Source organism: Erwinia psidii, assembly GCF_003846135.1.
Lineage (GTDB): Bacteria > Pseudomonadota > Gammaproteobacteria > Enterobacterales > Enterobacteriaceae > Erwinia > Erwinia psidii.
Window position 1 is genome coordinate 77,741 of sequence record NZ_RHHM01000004.1, and the last position, 19,083, is coordinate 96,823.

Consider the following 19,083-nt stretch of genomic DNA (forward strand, 5'->3'; position numbering starts at 1 on the left):
CCTGTGATGCGGTATTCCGGGCACAGGCTTTAGCCCTCCTGATGCGCACGCTCTATTTCTTCCGCCAGAATCGCAATGCCACGTTCAATCTTCTCACTGTCAGGGACATAATTCATACGCATACATTGTTGCGTATGCGACCACTCCTGGCTCAGTCCGGGAAAAAAGAAATGCCCCGGAACCATCAGCACACCACGGCGCTTGAGACGCTGGTACAGCACCTCAGTGGTCACCGGCAGATTTTTGAACCACAGCCAGAGGAAGATCGCGCCTTCAGGTTTATGGATCAGGCAGCGGTCCGCGGGTAAATAGCGGCGAATAATAGCCATCGTTTCAGTCACCCGCCGTTGGTAAAAGGGTTTTACCACCTGCTCTGACAGCCGTAGCAGATCGCCACGTTTGATCATTTCATTGGCGATAGCCGGGCCAATACTACCGGGAGCCAGACTGATAATCCCGTTCATATTGCTCATGGCAGTGATGACTTTTTCATTGGCAATAATAATGCCACAGCGAGAACCCGGCAGCCCCAGTTTGGAAAGACTCATACACAGGATAATATTTGGATTCCACAGCGGGCGCGCCTGAGTAAAGATAATGCCGGGAAAGGGGACGCCATAGGCATTGTCAATCAGCAACGGGACCTGATGAAGTTGTGCCAGCCTGTCCAGCTTCATCAGTTCATCATCGGTAATGACGTTGCCGGTTGGATTGGTGGGTCGCGATACGCAGATCAGGCCAGTATCGTCGGTAATCTCCAGCTGCCCGAAATCGACGTGATATTTGAACTGGCCTTCAGGCAACATCTCAATATTTGGCCGGACAGAAACAAACAGGTCTTCATCCAGACCGGCATCGGCATAGCCAAGATATTCCGGGGCGAGCGGGAAGAGTACACGTTTTTTGCTGCCATCGGCTCTGCGTCCGGCATACAGATTGAACAGATAGAAAAAAGCGCTCTGGCTGCCGTTGGTTAACGCAATATTTTGCGGACCGATTTGCCACCCCAGCTCGTTGCGCAGCAGTGTGGCCAGTGACGTCAGTAGCGTACTTTTTCCACGAGGCCCATCGTAGTTGCACAGCGCTTCAGTCAACTTGCCCTGGTGGTGCATCTCCTGCAACAGCTGCTGAAAATAGTCATTCATTGCCGGGATTTGTGCGGGATTGCCACCGCCCAGCATCACTGCATCTGGCGAACGTAATCCTTCACCCATATCCTCCATCAGGCGGGTAATACCTGAATGGCGCGTAAATTTATCACCGAAGGCGGAAAAGCGCATAGCGTGTTAACTGTTTGTTATTCAAGGGGAGGTTAACCTTAACGTTAGCGACGGCCTGATGCAATCCACGGCGAGGCGATATGTGACCTGCTGGCAGGAACAGAGCGGGACTTTTGTTAGTTTTATGTTGGGTTGTTTTTAACATCTCTTTGGCATAATTCCAGATCTGAAAACATTATTTTTTATAAAAATGAAATGGCATTTCTTTTTTATAAGAACAATCGTTCAAAATTGAATTTGTACGATATCGATCACAGTTACTGCCGATCTGGCCTGGTTATAGTACCCCTCCGAAACAGGGCTGCGCTACGCGGTCTTCCATAAAGATTTCAGAGGTTATTAAGATGATTTTGAACGCATTTGAGCTGCACGGAAAGGTGGCGCTGGTCACGGGATGTGATACCGGACTTGGACAGGGGATGGCGCTGGGCCTGGCAGAGGCGGGTTGTGATATCGTCGGCGTCAATATTGTTGAACCACGTGAAACCATCGAAAAAGTCTCGGCGCTTGGCCGCCGCTTCCTTAGCCTGACGGCCGATCTTGGCAATATTGACTGTATCGCAGGTTTACTGACCAGTGCGCTGGCTGAATTCGGCAAAATAGACATTCTGGTCAACAATGCCGGCATTATCCGCCGTGAAGATGCGATCAACTTCAGCGAAAAAGACTGGGATGATGTGATGAATCTGAATATCAAATCCGTCTTCTTTATGTCGCAGGCCGTTGCCCGTCAGTTCATCAAACAGGGCCACGGCGGGAAGATCATTAATATTGCGTCAATGCTCTCTTATCAGGGCGGTATTCGTGTTCCTTCTTATACCGCTTCCAAAAGTGCGGTGATGGGTGTCACCCGCTTACTGGCTAATGAGTGGGCGAAGCATGGCGTTAATGTCAATGCCATTGCGCCAGGCTATATGGCGACCAACAATACGCAAATGCTGCGGGCAGATGAAAAACGTAATGCGGAGATCCTTGAGCGTATTCCGGCTGCCCGCTGGGGACTGCCGGAAGATCTTAAAGGGCCTGCGGTGTTCCTGGCGTCATCTGCGTCAGATTATATCAATGGCTATACCATCGCAGTTGATGGCGGCTGGCTGGCGCGCTAAGTACAGAAAAATGGCCACTGTCGATCAACGTGGCCATATGCATTCTGACACAGTGCCAGAGATAACTGATTTTTTATCTGTATCGGAGACTGTCTCGTGCAGACTAAGATAATAGCTGAGGATTAACACAGTTTTTGTCCACGTTGCCACTGAGTGCGGCAATCAGATTATCGACGGCGTCTCTTGCCATGCCGTAGCGAGTTTCATGCGTGGCGGAACCAATATGTGGCAGTGCCACTACGTTCGGCATTGTCAGTAGCGGTGATGTGGCTGGCAGCGGTTCTTTGTCGAACACGTCCAGCCCGGCGGCATACAACGCCTTCTCCTTCAGGGCGCTAATCAGCGCGTCTTCATCAACAACCGGGCCGCGACCGGCGTTAACCAATACGGCGGACGGCTTCATTTTGGCCAGTTGCTGCCGGCCAACCAGATGATGTGTTTCTGCGGTCAGCGGCAGGCAGATACATAAAAAATCGGACGTTTCCAGCAGCGTATCCAGGCTACACCAGGTGGCATTAAAGCGCCGTTCAGCTTCCTCATGATGTTTACGGGCGTTGTAAAGAATCGGCATGCTGAATCCCAGATGTGCACGTTGCGCCAGCGCCATGCCGATACGTCCCATCCCCAGAATTCCCATCTTTTTATGATGCACGTCGATACCAAACCAGTTAGTGTCGATATCGTTTTGCCATTTGCCTTCTTTTACTCTTTGCGCTACCTCAACCACGCGGCGCGCGCTGGCTAATACCAGCGCCATCATGGCGTCGGCAACGGTTTCTGTCAGCACGGTGGGAGTATGCATCAACAGCACGCCGCGTTCGTTCAGCGCCGTAATATCGAAATTATCAACGCCAACTGAAATGGAGGAAGCCGCACGCAGCCTGGGCATTTTCGCCAGCAGCGACGCATCAATTTTATCACTGGAGCCCAGCAGTCCTTCCGCCTGTTGCAGGGCATTTGCATACTGGCTGATATTTGCTGGCGTCAGCCCGTTGATTTCAGTCACGTTAAAATGTTCATCCAGCCGTGAGCGCAGGTCGTCCGGCAAGGTCTTGTAAAGCACCACAGAAGGTTTCATTTTTTCTTCCTGTTTTGCATCATTAAGCATGTTAAACGTTGTAAGGGCTGGCACCATTCAGATGACCACGACCGGGAAATGGCAAAGAGCGAGCCAACATAAAGTACTGTGTCTGTTCCCCCAGATCGGTGAGACAAAACGTGGGTTACTGATTATCAGGGTGGCAAAAACAGCTGGTGGTATGATCGTTAATCAGGCCACATGCCTGCATAAAAGAGTAGCAGGTGGTGGTGCCGACAAACTTAAATCCGCGTTTTTTCAATGCTTTTGACAACGCATCGGAAGCCGGACTGAAGGTGGGGGCCATCCGGTGATCGGCGTAACGCTGCACCTGCGGTTGATCGGCAACAAACTGCCAGACAAAGCCATTGAAGGTTTCGCCGGAGGCTTTCATCTTCAGCAGTGCCTGAGCGTTGGCGATAATCGCGCAAATTTTCCCCCGGTGGCGAATGATGCCACGGTCCTGCATCAGTCGTTCCACATCGGCCTCACCCATGGCGGCGATTTTCTCCGGGTCGAAGTGATGAAACGCCCGCCGGTAATTTTCCCGTTTCTTCAGTACTGTCAGCCATGACAGCCCTGCCATCTGTCCTTCCAGACAGATCATTTCAAACAGTTTGTCGCAGTCTCTCTCGACGACGCCCCACTCGCTATCGTGATAGGTAAGATAAATGGGATCCTGGGTCACCCAGCCGCAACGTTGCACAGAAAAACTCCTTTTCATCAGGCCAGATTAAACAACCGGAAGGCCAATCGGTCACATACTGCAATAAAGGTGATGATTATGCCTGGGCAGGTGCAGTCCGGGCAAAACTCTCGCGGGCGAACATTTTTTCCATAAGCCTAACCAGCGCCGGACGGCCAACGTGCCAGCCGGGCGAAATATGACGAAAATTCATATAGCCAATGACGCAGGCGGTCGCGATATCGGCCAGGTTAATTGCATCAGTATTCAGCAGCAAACCGCTGTCGGCTTCTTTCTCCAGCGCGTCCAGACCACGCCCGATCTTGCCACGCTGGCGGAGTAACTGTTCCTCCAGCTGTGTCTCTGCCGGGCGCATTTGCTCACGCAACAGCAGTACCGCCGCATCACCCACCCCGTCTGCCAGCGCCTGCAACTGTAACACTTTCAGCGCCGCCAGTTTCTCTGATGGCAGCAGGGCAGGTGTGCCGTATTGCTGTTCCAGCCAGGCGGCAATGATATGAGAGTCATACCAGATTTCCTCTGGCCCTGTTACCAGCACCGGAATTTTACCCAGCGGATTATATTGCGGGATGTGGCTTTCATTTGTCCACGGGGATTCAATGACAGACTCAAACGAAATGTTTTTTTCCAGCAGGATAACGGCAATTTTGCGTACAAAAGGGCTGATATTACTACCGATGAGCTTCACGTTATGCTTCTCCTGCCTGACCGAAGCCAGCCGTCCAGTTTATGATGATGAGTAAGACTTATTCTCCAGGGAAAAGAAAAGGATTCAGGCTGCTACGTGAAAATCCTTCCTGCTCCATACGGGCGTCAAGTATCAGCGAAGCCAAATCGTCCGCGACGGGTTCCACCGCCGGATTTTTCTCCTGAAGAAACATTTTCAGGTAAGTGCCGCAGTCACCACAGCTTTCCGCCGTGATGGCGTTTTTCTCATTATCCAGCGCCCAACGATGCAAATCTCCGGTCTGGTGACAGTTACTGCATCTGTCGTGCGCTATATACCACTCGCTTTCGCACAGATTACAGTGCAGATAACATGCGCCTGCATCCATATGGATAACACCGGAAACCGGTACGCTGGCACATACCGGACAGAACTGGCGCTGTTCACCAAATACCACATCAGTTTTGCCGGGGAGCAGTGCTGCCATCTGTGCCCAGTAGAGCGACAGTGCTGCCCAGATAAACGGCGATTTATCGCTGCTAATGGTGCTGAAATCACTGGCGAACAGGGAAGAGGCCATGGCTTCCAGTTCCTGTGCCGGCGCTTTCTCCAGATTTTCCAGCACCGCCAGCGCCTGTCCGGTCATCTCTGGTTTCAGCTCCGCAATCAACGAATGTAGCAAGCGCTGCCAGTGTTTGTCGCGTGGCAATGAGTGCATATCCAGTGGCGGTTTGCCCTGGCCTGAGGTTTTATCCAGATACGTGCGCATCTCCATCTGTAGAGGATGGTCATACAGCACAATTTCCTGAGCCGTGGCGATAACCGCGGCAAAGCGCAAATAGTCACCCAGCGGATTTTTATCCGCCAGCTGACGCAGACGCGCCGCGCGGCGTGAATACATATTTTTCAACCGTGGAAAAAGTAATGGCGGGACCCTCTCTGTGGTGTTCTGGTCGCCTTCTTCCAGCGGTTGCTGTGGGATAATGCGAATGGTCATCAGGGATAGTTTCCTGTCGTGTCAGTTGCCATGAGTGAATGGGGCCTGGTCCGTGTGCTGGTATAACCAGCGGCGCGGTGAAACCTTGCCATAACGGGCTGCCAACGGCAGTCTGACCACCCGTAACCGGTGTCATCAGACTGGAATTATAGCGCCCGCGCAGCCTGACTTCCTGGTTTTGCCTCATTTTAAGATTTTTTTTGTGGTACTTCAGTTGCGGGTTCAGAATAACAACACAGAGAAGACGCCTGCGGTTACACCGCGTTTTCTGGCTTTATACAGGCGCTGGCTGGTGGGTGCGATAATGGTAAAAATTCGAAAGAACATAGGTGAAAGCAAAGGGTTGAGCCAGATTAACGTCTGGCATCGTGGTGCCCTTTCGTCAGCCAGTGAGGACTGGCTGGCAGATGAGGTGCCGGTCGCGTTGGTTTATAACGGCATCTCTCATGTGGTGATGATGGCGACGCCAAAAGATCTGGAGGCGTTTGCTGTCGGTTTCTCTCTGTCCGAAGGCATCATTGCTTGCCCGGATGATATTTACGGCATTGATATTCACTCTGCCAGTGGTGGCATTGAAGTACAGGTTGCGCTGTCCAGCCGACGTTTTATGGCACTGAAAGCACAGAGACGGGCGCTTGCCGGGCGTACCGGCTGCGGCGTGTGTGGTGTGACGCAGTTGCAGGAGATTGGCAAACCCATTGTGCCCCTGCCGTTCAACCAGACCTTTACTCTTAATGAGGTGGACCGGGCACTGGCGCAGCTCAGCGTCTACCAGCCGGTAGGGCAACTGACCGGCTGCACTCATGTGGCGGCCTGGGTTATGCCGGACGGAAATCTGGCGGGAGGTTGTGAAGATGTTGGTCGCCATGTTGCGCTGGATAAACTGTTGGGAAAACGTAGTCAGCATAGCGACTGGCAGCAGGGCGCGGTGCTGATCTCAAGCCGGGCAAGCTATGAGATGGTGCAGAAATCTGCCTTGTGTGGGGTTGAGATCCTGTTTGCCGTCTCCGCAGCCACCTCGCTGGCGGTGGAGGTGGCCGAACGCAGCAATCTGACGCTGGTGGGTTTCAGTAAACCAGGGCGGGCGACGATTTACAGCCATCCTCAGCGTCTTATATAAAAGTGGATGCAATCATTTATTTTTTTCCAAATGCTGCGACCTGTCATCCCCCCCAATTTATCTCCCTGACTGGGGTTGTTTTGATTTTTTAGATGCGGGAAATAAATACTGCCCGTCATATCAGTACCTTAAGAGGGCATTAATGTGGTCTGGACATTATTTTTTATCGTCGGTCCTGAGATATTTCAGCCATCGCCTTTCTCTGATTAAGAGCCTGGCCTGTCAGGACTGGTTTACTTGCCATTCTGCCCCTGGACAGCGCCTGAAATCCTCCCGTATTCCGCGGTTTATTCGCTCCGCTTACTTCCGGCAAGCATTTGTCTCCGTGCTGTGCGTGTCCGGGGTGTCTGCAACAATAACGCCCTGTGGCCCAGGCTCTAAGCAATGATCACCAGCGGCAATACTTTCTCCAGGGCAGCGAATGCCGGGAGTGAAGACGCGCCGCTGTCGGTCACCAGCGTGGCGACATCGCTGATAGCTGCGTAATTGAGCCTGCTGGTCAGGCCCAGTTTACTGTGATCGGCCAGTAAAATAAGCTGGCTGGCCTGTCGGGCCATTGCGCGGGCAATCGCTGCTTCATGCGGATGAAAGCTACTGGCACCGTTTTTACTGTCGATACCCACCGGTGACATCATCGCGATATCGGCGCGGTAGCGATAAATTTCATCTACCGTCAGTTCACCACGGGTTTCCTTTGCCCCCGCCAGCATGGCACCACCCAGCAGGATCACGCTGTTATTCAGTGGCTCATGTTCTTCGGCGGCGCTCAGTGTTAACGCGGCATTCAGGCTGTTGGTGATAATGGTCAGACCCACCATGGTGCGTAGCTCTTCCGCCAGCATGGTGGTGGTGCTACCGGCATCAAGAAACAGCGTTTGCCCCGGCTTCAGCCGCTGGGCGGCGGCACGGGCGATGGCGCGTTTTTCCTTTGCACGGACTTCACTTCGTACGGTCAGCGGTGGTTCCGGTTCCGCATCCATCGCAATCAGCCCGCCGTGCACCCGCCTGGCCACGCCGAGCGCTTCCAGTTCAATAATGTCCCTTCTGGCCGTTTCGCGGGAGATACCCAGCTCTCTGATAATCCGCTCGGTACTGACGTGGTTGAGCGTGGTCAGCAGTGCACGAATTCGGTGGAGGCGCGTTTCCTGAAGCATTTTTTTTCCTTAGCCAGACGGGATGACGATAGCCTAACTGACATTTCAGCGATCTGCATGTGTATTTTTTTGCATTTGTGTATTTTGTTGCATTTTTAACAGAATTTGCCATGATGGCAGCAGACCAGGCCACCGGGCCTGACGCTCACAGTGACTCAAATCGTAACGGGAGTGATTATGGCTACACGTTCGACCATCATGGATACCAATAGCTTTCGCGCGGAAAACGCTGCCGGGCTGAATGCTGATATTCGCAAAATGACCGACAAGCGCAGCAAAGTGCTGGGCGAATCTTATCGCCTGTTTTATCGCAAGCCGGTACATCTGGTTCGCGGTCAGGGCCAGTATCTGTGGGACGCGGCCGGTGATAAATATCTTGATGTCTATAACAACGTGGCCAGTATCGGTCACTGTCATCCGGCGGTTATCGATGCGGTTTACCAGCAGATGCAGCAGCTCAATACCCACACCCGTTACCTGCATCAGCGCATCCTCGACTACTCAGATGCATTGTTGGCAACCATGCCGTCGGCAATCGATCGGGCAATGTACATGTGTACCGGGTCGGAAGCGAATGACCTGGCAATTCGCGTGGCGCGTGCCTACAGCGGCGGCACCGGGATCATCGTCAGCCAGGAAGCCTATCATGGTACCAGCGATTTAACCTCCGGTGTGTCACCGGCGCTGGGCAGCGGACAGCCGCTGGCAGCCACCACCAGACTGGTATCACCACCCGATCATTATCGCGTCAATGCGCCGGATCTGGGCGACTGGTTTGCGGGTGAAATCCAGAAACAGATCGACGATATGGCGGCACACGGTATTAAATTCGCTGGTTTTCTTGCCGACTCGATTTTCTCCTCGGACGGCGTGCTTCCGGGACCCAAAGGCTTCCTGAAAAAGGCAGTCGATGTGGTACATAAAAACGGTGGGATTTTTATCGCGGATGAGGTCCAGCCTGGCTTTGCCCGCACCGGAGAGGCTTTCTGGGGCTTTGCCCGCCACGGTGTGGTGCCTGATATCGTCACGACCGGCAAACCGATGGGTAACGGTATCCCTGTTTCTGCCCTGCTGGCGAAAAGCCACGTGCTGGCGGCATTCAGCGATGATATTCCTTATTTCAACACCTTTGGCGGTAACCCGGTGGCGATGGCGGCGGCGCAGGCGGTGCTGAGAGTGATCAAAGAGGAAGGCCTTCAGGAGCACAGCCGGATGGTGGGGGAAAAACTGCTGGCTGAACTGTTAACGCTGAAAGAGAAATACGAATGCGTGGGCGATGTGCGTGGTGCGGGCCTGTTTATCGGTTTTGAGCTGGTCACGGACAAAGCGAGCAAAACGCCGGACAAACCGCTGGCGCTTGATGTTACTGAAAAACTGCGTGAAAACCATGTGCTGACCTCGGTGGCTGGTCCGTACGGCAATGTCCTGAAACTGCGTCCACCGTTGGCGTTTCAGGAGAGCGACATTGACTGGCTGGTGAGCGCACTGGACAAATCCCTCGCCGCCTTGGGGAAATAAGCGCCGGTTGGTTTACGCCATCATTCGCCTCAGCGCTGAAATTCTGTTCAGCTCTGAGGTGATGTTATCCGCTAAAAATCCCCGCAATCAGGATCAGCAACAGGATGACACCCAGTGCCGTTATCGCAAATTGCAAGGCAACGGTGGCGATGCCCAACATGACAGCCAGCGTAGCGGCGCCTGAGTTTTCGTGACGCAACAGCCTGCCAGATATACCCAGGATGATCGCGCCGGTCGCAAGTGCGGCGATTGCCGCAGAGAGAATACGATCGCTGTCCCAGGCGGGCGTCAGTGGCGCTGATATCACCTCTTTTCCCTGCAATGCCGCGATAGTGGTATTTTTGATGGCGACGACTTTGGTTGCAACGCGTGTCTCAAGCGGAGGTCGCGGTGAGAAAGGACCGACCATAAAATGCGTTAACGCCAACAGCAATGCACTGCCTCCCATTACCATCCCTGCCCAGCTGCACCATGCGTTCTGCATCATTTTCAGTTCCGTCTTTATTTAGGATTAAGGCTTATAGGACTTAGCATTTCCCTGGTGATACCGTGAAGGTTATTTACAGTAACTGACAATCCGGTGAGGTATTTTTTTGCGGAAAAGAATTCAACATCTTGATGGAATGAGAGGCCTGGCGATCCTGCTGGTGATTGGTTTTCATGCCTGGGCAAGATGGCCGGAAAAACTGCATTACGTCAACATGACAAAGCATTTCCCGCTGTTTGAATTTGGCTATCTTGGCGTTCCGCTTTTTTTTTATGATTTCTGGTTTTGTTATTTTCATGACGCTTGATAAGTCGGAAAATTATTTATCATTTCTGCATAAAAGATGGCTGCGATTGTTCCCTGCAATGCTTATTGTCAGCACGCTGGTTTACTGCACGGCAGGCTTATTCCCTGAGAGACCAGCAGGCAGCCCTGGGCTGATGAGCATGGTTCCGGGAATGATATTTACCAACCCTGAAACCTTGTCGATGATCAGTGGGTTGGAGTTTAAATCTCTGGAAGGGTCGTTCTGGTCATTATATGTCGAAGCCGTTTTCTACCTGATTATCGGTGGTGTGTATTATGCTGTCGGAAGGAAATATTGCCTGCCTGCTTTGATTGTGCCGATGCTGGCTTTATCCGCTGCATCCGCGATTAAAATGACCGGACATCCTTTGCTGGCTGATATTATTTCCAAGTTTGGCTTTATACATTATTCATGGTTTATGGTTGGGTGTCTGGTTTATGAACGAATGCATCACCGGGATAAAGCCTTTTATTATGTATTAACACTGTTGGCGGTGGTTATTAATCTGAGTTATTACATCAAAACCGCCGGGCTGTCTGTGCTAATCCCATTGGCGATGGCATTTATTTTATTTGTTACCAGCTTCTACTCCACCCGGCTAGAAAAAGTGCTTTCCGTGTCATTTTTGACCGCCGTGGGTTTTGTCAGCTACGCGCTCTATCTTATCCATGAAAATCTGATGATTGCCCTGCTGATTAAGTTTCAACATTATATTCATAATGATTATTTGATGATGTTGATGCCGGTTCCGGTGGTGATCGGCATTTATTTGCTGGCACTGATTATCACCAAATACGCTGAACCTGCCGTCAGGGATATGCTGAAAAGAAAAAGAAAAAAGACGCAGGTACCGATTGGTTGATGGTACAGGCTACAGGCATGACCGGGGTTAAATCGCGGTATTTATTGTTATCTGGCCGTGCCCTGTCGGGAGCCGCATGTGGCGCGTTCAGGGCGCGCCTTTTCTGCAAGGCAGCGTTCAAAATTTAACCGCGTCGTGAAGTTATGGTCAGCACTTTTCCCGGATAATTCATTGCTGCCAGCTACTGAGCGATGTCTGTTGAACGTATATCCTTATAAAGGTCGGGGCATTGATTACCCTTTCCGGGAACATTTATTTAACTATAATGACCCGACTGCTTACGCGGGGCGATATCGCCACCGCCAACCATTATGGAGATGATGAACATGAGTTATTCACTGCCATCCCTGCCTTACGCTTACGACGCACTGGAACCACATTTCGACAAGCAGACGATGGAAATCCATCACAGCAAACATCACCAGACTTATGTCAACAACGCCAATGCCGCGCTGGAAGGAACCGAGTTCGCCAGCCTGCCGGTTGAAGAATTGATCGCTAAACTGGACCAGATTCCGGCCGACAAAAAAACGGTGCTGCGCAATAACGCGGGCGGTCATGCAAACCACAGCTTTTTCTGGAAAGGCCTGAAAACCGGCACCACTCTGAGTGGCGATCTGAAAGCGGCCATTGAGAAAGATTTCGGTAGCGTGGATGCATTCAAAGCGGAATTCGAAAAAGCGGCAGCGACCCGTTTTGGCTCCGGCTGGGCGTGGCTGGTGAAAAAAGGCGACCGCCTGGCGGTGGTTTCCACAGCCAACCAGGACAGCCCGCTAATGGGTGAAGCCATCTCCGGCGTGTCCGGTACGCCGATCGTGGGTCTGGACGTGTGGGAACACGCTTACTACCTGAAATACCAGAACAAACGTCCTGATTACATTAAGGCATTCTGGGAAGTGGTTAACTGGGACGAAGCCGCTGCGCGCTTTGCTTCAGCCAAATAATTTTAAGCTTCAGCGATAACCGGCGAAATCTGCTTCGCCGGTTTTTTTTGCCCGCCTGCCACCGGGAGAAATCCTGCCCGTATCTTTTTTTACCTCTGTTTATGCTGCCGCAAGCCAACTGACTGGCTTTAGCTGCTTAAATACCTGGGCGTCTGGATGGCTAATAATATTTTGTGTTAGCTTATGCCCTTTCGTTTGTTGCCTGTTGTGACAATTCCATAAAAAATGTGTGACACCGTTGTCGATAATGTAAGAGAAACAGGCCCATGACCGCGCTTAATCGCCTTGAAATGCGTCACATTTCCATCGCTTTTGGCGGTTTTTCAGCGCTTTGTGCCGTGGATTTCAGCCTTAGCGGTCATTCAGTCCATGCCCTGACCGGGGCTAACGGTGCCGGTAAATCGACGCTGATGGCGGTGCTTTCCGGCGCGTATGACCATTACACCGGCGAGATCCTGCTGGATGGCCAGCCGGTGTCCATTCGCTCTCCGCGTGATGCCAAACAGCTTGGTATTCATCTGGTGCAACAGGAAGTGGATGTGGCGCTGGTGCCTGGCCTCAGCGTGGCAGAAAATATCATGCTGGATCGCCTGGCTGACGGTGGCCAGCTTTTTCATCGCGCCAGGATCCGTCAACAGGCCAAAGCCTTACTGGCCCAGCTGGATATTGTACTGGATGTGCGCCAACGTATTGAGCGGTGCACGCTGGCGGAAAAGCAACAGATCCTGCTGGCGAGAGCACTGTCACATCACTGCCGCTTTCTGATTCTTGATGAGCCAACCGCCCCGCTGGACCAGCATGAAAGTGAGCGCCTGTTCACCGTGGTACGCCGCCTGCAAAGTAGTGGCATTGGCGTGGTTTTTATTTCTCACCGTATCCACGAACTGCGCGCTGTTTGTGACCAGCTGACGGTGCTGCGCGATGGCCGCCTGATTGAAACCGGACCAATGGCCGCACTGAGCGGTGAGCAGATTGTTGAAAAGATGCTGGGGCATCAGTTGCAGGATATTTATCCGCCACGCCGCCCCGCGTGTGGCGATGAGATGCTGCTCAGCGTGGAAGGGTTGCACGATGACGCGCTGTTACACAATATTTCACTGACCCTGCGTAAAGGCGAAATTCTGGGCATCGCCGGGCTGGCTGGTGCGGGCAAGACCGAGCTGTGCAAAGCGCTGTTTGGTGCCAGTAACAGCCGCATCGACAAAGGTGAGCTGCATGGTAAGCCGTGGCAGCCGACGTCTCCTTCTGCGGCGGTAGCGGATCGTATGGCCCTGATCCCTGAAGAACGGCGCAAAGAGGGTGTCTTTATTGATGAGTCGGTGGTGATGAACCTGAGCGTCACTGCCGATAACAGTTTTTCGCGCTGGAGCCTGTTTGGCCATCGCCAGGCGTGGCGCTGGGCGGAAGAGGTGATAGGCAAGCTGGGAGTGCGCACCACCGGACCTGAGCAGATCCTGCGACGCCTGTCCGGCGGAAATCAGCAGAAGGTGGCTATTGGTAAATGGCTGCGCAACGACGCCGACGTGCTGATTTTTGATGAGCCGACAAAAGGAGTTGATATTAAAGCTAAAACGGATCTGTTTGCGCTGATTGATGGTCTTGCCCGTCAGGGAAAAGGGGTGATTTATGCCTCCGGCGAATTTGCCGAACTGGTTGGCCTGTGCGATCGCATTTGCGTGCTCTGGGACGGGCGCATCGTGGCGGAAATGGCTGCACACAGCGTTGATGAAGAAACACTTTTACTTTATTCCACCGGAGGAACGCCTGCGTGAGCAGCAAAGAACTTACCCGCAAGGCGACGTCTGTGCGTCACCAGCTGTTTGAATTTCTCTACAAATGGGGCATGTTGCTGACCGTTGTGGCACTTATTGCGGCGTTTGGCCTCGCGTCGGACAGCTTTCTTGAGCCTGCCAACATCATTAACATCCTGCGCTCCATTGCCATTGTGACGGTGATCGCCGTTGGCGTATCCATTTCGCTGACCATTGGCGGATTCGACCTGTCCGTTGGCTCCACCGCCTCGCTGGCTAACGCGCTGGTGATTTCGCTGTTCGTCTGGTACGGATACGGCACTCCGGCAGCAATTATCATCACGCTGGGGCTTTGTTTACTGGTGGGTCTGTTTAACGCCTTTCTGATTGTGGTGCTTAAAATTCCCGACATGTTAGCCACATTAGCCAGCCTGTTTGTGGTACAGGGGGTGGCGATGACCTACAGCTACGGCGGCTCGATCACGGAAAACATGGTGCTACCCAGTGGTGACATGGCTGAAGGCACGATCCCGGCGGACTTTTCCCTGCTGGGGCAGGTGCCGACTATCGTTATTATCATGCTGGTGGTCACCGTACTGGTCCAGCTTGGCCTGTCGCTGACCAAACACGGTCGCCGGATGTACGCGATTGGCGGCAACCCGGAAGCGGCCCGTCTCTCCGGTATCCGTACTAACCGTTATCGCGTGCTGGCCTATTTACTGGCCTCTTTACTGGCCGGGGTCGGCGGTATTCTGCTGGCATCCCGGATTGGATCGTCTCAGGTTAATGCGGGCGGGGGATATCTGATGGATGCGGTCGCTGCCGCGTGGATTGGTTTTTCCCTTGCGGGTTCGGGTAAACCGAATGCGCTGGGAACGCTGGTAGGTGCCATTATTCTTGGCGTGTTGCAGAACGGCCTGGTGATGCTTTCCGTTCCCTACTATGCGATGGATATCATCAAAGGCCTGGTGCTGGCTGTTGCGCTGGCTATCACTTACATTCAGCGTCGCTGAGTGTTTAACACCGTCTGACAGGGTATAAATAACAATGAAAAAACTGACCACATCGTTGCTGGCTATCAGTCTGCTGACCGCCGTTCCTGCCTTTGCCGACTCTGCGGCTGTACCCGCGGCCATTGCTGGCCACCAGGGCCCGGTGCGCATCGCGGTGATCCGCAACCTCGGCTCCGACGATAACACCACGCAGTTTGTTGCCGGTGCGATTCAGCAGGGACGCAAACTGGGCTTTAAAGTCAGCACCTTCCTCAGTAATGGTGACGATGCGCGCTTCCAGGATTTTGTTAATCAGGCCATCAGCCAGAAATATGACGGCATTATTCTGTCGCACGGTAAAGATCCCTATTCGACCGCGCTGGTAAAGCGTATTGCTGATGCGGGTATTAAAGTATCGGTCTTTGACACCCCAATTAATCAGCCGGTTGCGGGGGTAACCTCCACCGCACAGGACGATGTTTCCCTGGCTCAGCTCTCCCTGAACCAACTCATCAAAGAGAGTAACGGCAAGGCGAACATTATAAAGCTGTGGGTGGCGGGCTTCCCTCCGATGGAGCGCCGGCAGGTGGTTTATGAGAAAACGCTGAAGGATAATCCGGGCATCCATCAACTGGAGTCGGTGGGCGCCGTTTCCTCCGATGTTCAGGGTGACACCGCCAATAAGATTGGTGCCATCCTCGCGAAATATCCCAAAGGCCAGATTGATGCTATCTGGGGGGCCTGGGATGCCTTCGCGCAGGGTGCCTATAAAGCGTTGCAGGAGAATGGTCGTACCGAGATCAAACTCTACAGCATTGATGTCTCCAATCAGGATTTGCAACTGATGCAGGAGAAAAACAGCCCGTGGAAACAGACCGTTGCGGTGGACAGCAAGCTGATCGGTGCCATCAATATGCGCCTGGTGGCGAAGAAGATTGCGGGCGAAACCACCCCGGCGACCTATCAGTTTAAAGCAGCAACGATTTCTCAGGCGCAGTTGGCCGGACAGTCCAAACCGGTTAACGTTGCCAGCCTGAATAAAATCATTCCGGGCTGGGGCGAGTCCACTGACTTCGTAGCACCGTGGTTTGCCACGTTGGAAGCGAAATACGCGAAGAAGTAAGGGAGCGTCAGCCCGGTCAGCGAGTTATTCACGCCCGCGTTGTGCGAGCGGGTAACGATACCTTCTTCATCTCACAGACCACAGGCGCGTCGTGAGAGACGGCGGGAAGCATCCCTTTTCCCATCCGGCGCGACTTCAGCCTGTTATGCCGCGGTGGCCTGTCACTGACAGGGCACCGCTGTCCCGATGAGTAAGCTGAAAGATCGGTTATTACTGGGCATCTGTCTCCCTGAATTCACTCTCTCACAGAAGAAAATAACGGGTGCTGTTCTGATGTCTTTCCGCAGGTAACAAGCCTTATAAAACCCAGGCTCACCTTATCTGATTGACAGCATTACGATAAAATCGCGCGCGTATTCTTTTGTGGCCGGATTCCGCATCGTGGCTCTCTGATGCCAGAAGACGGGCATATTCAGGTGCGTAAAACGAAGATGTCGCAGGTTGCCCGCTTGCCAGGTATATCGGCTACCACCATGCCATTAACAGATGACGCGATCATTGCTGTGAGCTTCTGTTCACCTGCATCAGGTTTTGCCCATTCCACCCCTCGCACAGGATTGCTGTCTGATTAAAGTGCAGGGTTTCCATATGACGGGCCTCCTGTTGCTGCAGATGTGATCCACACCCGGCCATAAAAGCAGCCGACAGGAACTGGGGGGGGTAATGAGTGAAGTTTCATCAGCCAGCTGTCAGTAAAAGTCCGCCTTCGCAGAGGCGGGCATGTTGCGTTTAACTGCCGCGAAAATTAAAACGCGCTTTTGGCAAAGCCGGTCATCTCTTTCAGGCCCATCTCACGGCCCAGCGCGGTCATCGGGTGAACCACCACCAGCCCGCGCACGCTTTTTTTCAGTGCCCCCATATTGGCCTGCTCTTTTTTAGTGATGGCGCGACTGAACGGCATCTGTTTCAGCTTCTGTGCCTCTTTACTCAGCTTATCTTCGCGGGCGTTGCGTAAACGCTCCAGTTCATTCACCAGCTTTTCTTTTTCTTTCAGCAGCTCGCCCAGCTTCTCAGCATCGCCGGACTCCAGCAGCATAGGTTCTTTGCGCGTCAGGGCATCCAGCTTGTCGCTGAGGTTTCTGATTTCTGCCTGAACTTGTTCTTTCATTGTCGTTACCGTGATGGAATTTATTCCTGCAAGGATACACGAAAGCGACATGGTGAGGGAAAGCACATTGGCTACTTTTTAAAAGCCTGCCTGAGACCGATGCGCGAGATAAGCTCAGTCAGCGACAGCACCAGGGTGGAGCGTACCACCTGCTGATAGCGTTGCTGGAGCATCGTGTTTAACTCAGTATCATCGCCGGATAAGTCCGGGCGCGCGGGGAGGGCGGTAACGCAGTGCAGTTCAGCAAAAGGGCCAAGCAGTTCGTCATCGGTAAAGCGGTATTCGCTACCATCGTCATTCAGCGCTTCCCGGAGCGCCATTAACAGCTCGGCATCTTCGTATTCGTTGCGGTTGATCACCCCAAGGCCATAAATCAGTTTCAGTCGGACCGACAGTTCTCCCAGGGGACCATTTCCCAGCAGCAAAGGCTCCACGGCGTATTTGACCGCATAATCATCTTTGCGAAAGACCTGAATGACCAGCAGGTTCACTGCCTCGCTTAACAGCTCCATTGCCGCGATCAGAAAGCTTCTGACCGTCCGTCCGGTGTTCAGGCGTTCAAGCACCCGATTTTCAAAAGCCTGTGGTTGTTCCATGAGCGCCTGCATATCGTACTAAAACCTGCGGTTCCACCGCGCTGAAGGGTATGGCTGGCTGAGCCGCACCCTGTCCGTTCGCCCGTCAGCCCGAAGCGCCAGCATTATGCCATAGCGTGGTAAGCCTTAACCACAGCGGCCACCACGTCGCTGTCTGCCTCAAGGCCTGATACCTGTGCCAGTGTGGCCTGCACGCCCAGACGGGCCAGCAGATCGTCCAGCTCCCGCGCCTGAGGGTCCTGACTGCTACGGTAATGCAGGGCTGCGGCAATGCCAGTGACCAGGTTGTCGTGCGGCAGGCCATATTCCCGCGCGCCAAGAACGGGCTTGATCAGCCGGTCGCCCGCGCTCAGTTTTCGCAGCGGCTGGCGGCCAACGCGCTCCACATCATCTTTCAGGTAAGGGTTTTCAAAGCGACCAAGGATTTTACGGATGTAGGCAGCATGTTTGTCGGCAGTAAAACCGTAGCGCTGGATCAGTACCGCACCGCTCTCTTCCATCGCGCCTTTCACGGTTGCACGCACTTTTTCATCGAGAATGGCATCACGAATGGTATTGTGCCCTGCCAGCTGCCCCAAATAGGCAGTGATGGCATGACCGGTATTCAGGGTGAACAGTTTACGTTCAACAAAGGCCATCAGATTATCGGTCAGCTCCATGCCTGGGATATCCGGCAGTGGGCCTTTAAACTGGGTTTTATCGACGATCCATTCACTAAAGGTTTCTACCGTGACTTCCAGTGGGTCGCTGCCTGCTTGTGAAGGTGGCACGATGCGGTCCACGGCAGAATCAACGAAGCCAACGTTAGCCTCAACCCAGGCGTGATATTGCTCCGGCAATGCCTGCATCACATGGCCTTTTAACTGCGAGGTGCCGCGCACCATGTTTTCGCAGGCGATAATATTCAGCGGACGGGGATTAGCGGCATCGTAGCGGCCGATCAGACCTTTCGCGATACCCGTGGCGATGCGTTCCAGGATTTGTGGACCCACCGCCGTGGTGACAATATCCACCTCTGCGATCGGTGCGATAATCTCATCGCTGGCGCTGTTCACCGCATTCACGCCACGCACCATATCCACCTGCGTCTGCTCACCGACCACATGCACCGGATATTCATGGCGCAGGTTCAACGCATCAAGCACCACCTGATTAACGTCGGCAAAGGTCAGCTGAATACCGGCGTCCGCCAGTAGTTTGCCAATAAAACCGCGGCCAATATTTCCGGCACCGAAATGAAGAGCTTGCATGATTTTTTTCCCATATTAACGATAAAGCCGGACAAAT

At 53.2% G+C, this 19,083-nt stretch carries 19 protein-coding genes; 9 read left to right on the plus strand and 10 right to left on the minus strand.

Translation table 11 applies throughout. The annotated features are described in order from the left end of the window. Window positions 1–29: 29 nt before the first annotated feature. Complete coding sequence (locus EB241_RS06485) at window positions 30–1,280, minus strand: valine--pyruvate transaminase (protein ID WP_124232394.1); 1,251 nt, start codon at window positions 1,278–1,280, stop codon at window positions 30–32. A 344-nt stretch (window positions 1,281–1,624) separates the two neighbouring features. On the opposite strand from EB241_RS06485, the gene kduD reads away from it, so the two are divergent. Next, window positions 1,625–2,386 carry a 2-dehydro-3-deoxy-D-gluconate 5-dehydrogenase KduD gene (gene kduD, locus EB241_RS06490; RefSeq protein ID WP_124232395.1) on the plus strand — a complete coding sequence of 254 codons (762 nt, stop codon included), beginning with the start codon at window positions 1,625–1,627 and terminating at the stop codon, window positions 2,384–2,386. A 103-nt stretch (window positions 2,387–2,489) separates the two neighbouring features. Here kduD and ghrB read toward each other — a convergent pair whose 3' ends face one another. The 4 genes from ghrB to fdhE all read right to left on the minus strand — a co-directional run bounded on the left by ghrB (window position 2,490) and on the right by fdhE (window position 5,834). Continuing rightward, window positions 2,490–3,464 carry a glyoxylate/hydroxypyruvate reductase GhrB gene (gene ghrB, locus EB241_RS06495; protein ID WP_124232396.1) on the minus strand — a complete coding sequence of 325 codons (975 nt, stop codon included), beginning with the start codon at window positions 3,462–3,464 and terminating at the stop codon, window positions 2,490–2,492. 145 nt (window positions 3,465–3,609) lie between these two features. Then, window positions 3,610–4,170, minus strand: coding sequence for a DNA-3-methyladenine glycosylase I (locus EB241_RS06500; protein ID WP_124232397.1), 561 nt, complete (start codon window positions 4,168–4,170; stop codon window positions 3,610–3,612). A gap of 76 nt (window positions 4,171–4,246) precedes the next feature. Further along, a complete protein-coding gene (locus tag EB241_RS06505; RefSeq protein WP_124232398.1) occupies window positions 4,247–4,858 on the minus strand; it encodes a glutathione S-transferase in 612 nt (203 codons plus the stop codon). A gap of 58 nt (window positions 4,859–4,916) precedes the next feature. Continuing rightward, complete coding sequence (gene fdhE, locus EB241_RS06510; RefSeq protein ID WP_124232399.1) at window positions 4,917–5,834, minus strand: formate dehydrogenase accessory protein FdhE; 918 nt, start codon at window positions 5,832–5,834, stop codon at window positions 4,917–4,919. A 304-nt stretch (window positions 5,835–6,138) separates the two neighbouring features. Between fdhE and fdhD the strand changes: the two genes are divergently transcribed. Further along, on the plus strand, window positions 6,139–6,954 hold the full coding sequence (gene fdhD, locus EB241_RS06515) for a formate dehydrogenase accessory sulfurtransferase FdhD (protein WP_124232400.1): 816 nt from the start codon (window positions 6,139–6,141) through the stop codon (window positions 6,952–6,954). Between the two features lie 377 nt (window positions 6,955–7,331). Here fdhD and EB241_RS06520 read toward each other — a convergent pair whose 3' ends face one another. After that, the gene (locus EB241_RS06520; RefSeq protein ID WP_124232401.1) at window positions 7,332–8,108 is read right to left on the minus strand and encodes a DeoR/GlpR family DNA-binding transcription regulator; all 777 of its coding nucleotides are present in this window, start codon (window positions 8,106–8,108) and stop codon (window positions 7,332–7,334) included. A 177-nt stretch (window positions 8,109–8,285) separates the two neighbouring features. On the opposite strand from EB241_RS06520, the gene EB241_RS06525 reads away from it, so the two are divergent. Next, window positions 8,286–9,626: an aspartate aminotransferase family protein gene (locus EB241_RS06525; protein ID WP_124232402.1), complete on the plus strand. Its 1,341-nt coding sequence runs from the start codon at window positions 8,286–8,288 to the stop codon at window positions 9,624–9,626. Between the two features lie 64 nt (window positions 9,627–9,690). Here the strand turns inward: EB241_RS06525 and EB241_RS06530 are convergent, their stop codons facing one another. Next, entirely contained in the window at window positions 9,691–10,113 is a 423-nt protein-coding gene (locus EB241_RS06530) for a hypothetical protein (RefSeq protein ID WP_124232403.1), read from the minus strand. A gap of 106 nt (window positions 10,114–10,219) precedes the next feature. Here EB241_RS06530 and EB241_RS21370 point away from each other — a divergent pair, with 106 nt between their 5' ends. The 6 genes from EB241_RS21370 (at window position 10,220) to EB241_RS06555 (ending at window position 16,092) form a co-directional block, all read left to right on the plus strand. Further along, entirely contained in the window at window positions 10,220–10,420 is a 201-nt protein-coding gene (locus EB241_RS21370) for a hypothetical protein (protein ID WP_233592547.1), read from the plus strand. Beyond that, the gene (locus tag EB241_RS06535; RefSeq protein ID WP_233592548.1) at window positions 10,410–11,282 is read left to right on the plus strand and encodes an acyltransferase family protein; all 873 of its coding nucleotides are present in this window, start codon (window positions 10,410–10,412) and stop codon (window positions 11,280–11,282) included. The genes EB241_RS21370 and EB241_RS06535 overlap by 11 nt, the downstream gene beginning before the upstream one ends. 326 nt (window positions 11,283–11,608) lie before the next feature. Beyond that, entirely contained in the window at window positions 11,609–12,226 is a 618-nt protein-coding gene (sodA, locus tag EB241_RS06540; protein WP_124232404.1) for a superoxide dismutase [Mn], read from the plus strand. Window positions 12,227–12,492: 266 nt separating this feature from the next. Next, window positions 12,493–13,998: a sugar ABC transporter ATP-binding protein gene (locus EB241_RS06545; RefSeq protein WP_124232405.1), complete on the plus strand. Its 1,506-nt coding sequence runs from the start codon at window positions 12,493–12,495 to the stop codon at window positions 13,996–13,998. Next, window positions 13,995–14,990 (plus strand): ABC transporter permease, encoded by a 996-nt coding sequence (locus EB241_RS06550; RefSeq protein ID WP_124232406.1) that lies wholly within the window; start codon window positions 13,995–13,997, stop codon window positions 14,988–14,990. The genes EB241_RS06545 and EB241_RS06550 overlap by 4 nt, the downstream gene beginning before the upstream one ends. Window positions 14,991–15,024: 34 nt before the next feature. Further along, on the plus strand, window positions 15,025–16,092 hold the full coding sequence (locus EB241_RS06555) for a sugar ABC transporter substrate-binding protein (RefSeq protein WP_124232407.1): 1,068 nt from the start codon (window positions 15,025–15,027) through the stop codon (window positions 16,090–16,092). Window positions 16,093–16,837: 745 nt separating this feature from the next. Here the strand turns inward: EB241_RS06555 and EB241_RS06560 are convergent. The 3 genes from EB241_RS06560 to mtlD form a co-directional block, all read right to left on the minus strand. Next, window positions 16,838–17,200 carry a YibL family ribosome-associated protein gene (locus EB241_RS06560; RefSeq protein ID WP_124232408.1) on the minus strand — a complete coding sequence of 121 codons (363 nt, stop codon included), beginning with the start codon at window positions 17,198–17,200 and terminating at the stop codon, window positions 16,838–16,840. A gap of 71 nt (window positions 17,201–17,271) precedes the next feature. After that, window positions 17,272–17,796 (minus strand): MltR family transcriptional regulator, encoded by a 525-nt coding sequence (locus EB241_RS06565; RefSeq protein ID WP_324129704.1) that lies wholly within the window; start codon window positions 17,794–17,796, stop codon window positions 17,272–17,274. A gap of 104 nt (window positions 17,797–17,900) precedes the next feature. Then, window positions 17,901–19,046, minus strand: a complete 1,146-nt coding sequence (gene mtlD / locus EB241_RS06570) for a mannitol-1-phosphate 5-dehydrogenase (RefSeq protein WP_124232410.1) — start codon at window positions 19,044–19,046, stop codon at window positions 17,901–17,903. Window positions 19,047–19,083: the final 37 nt, after the last annotated feature.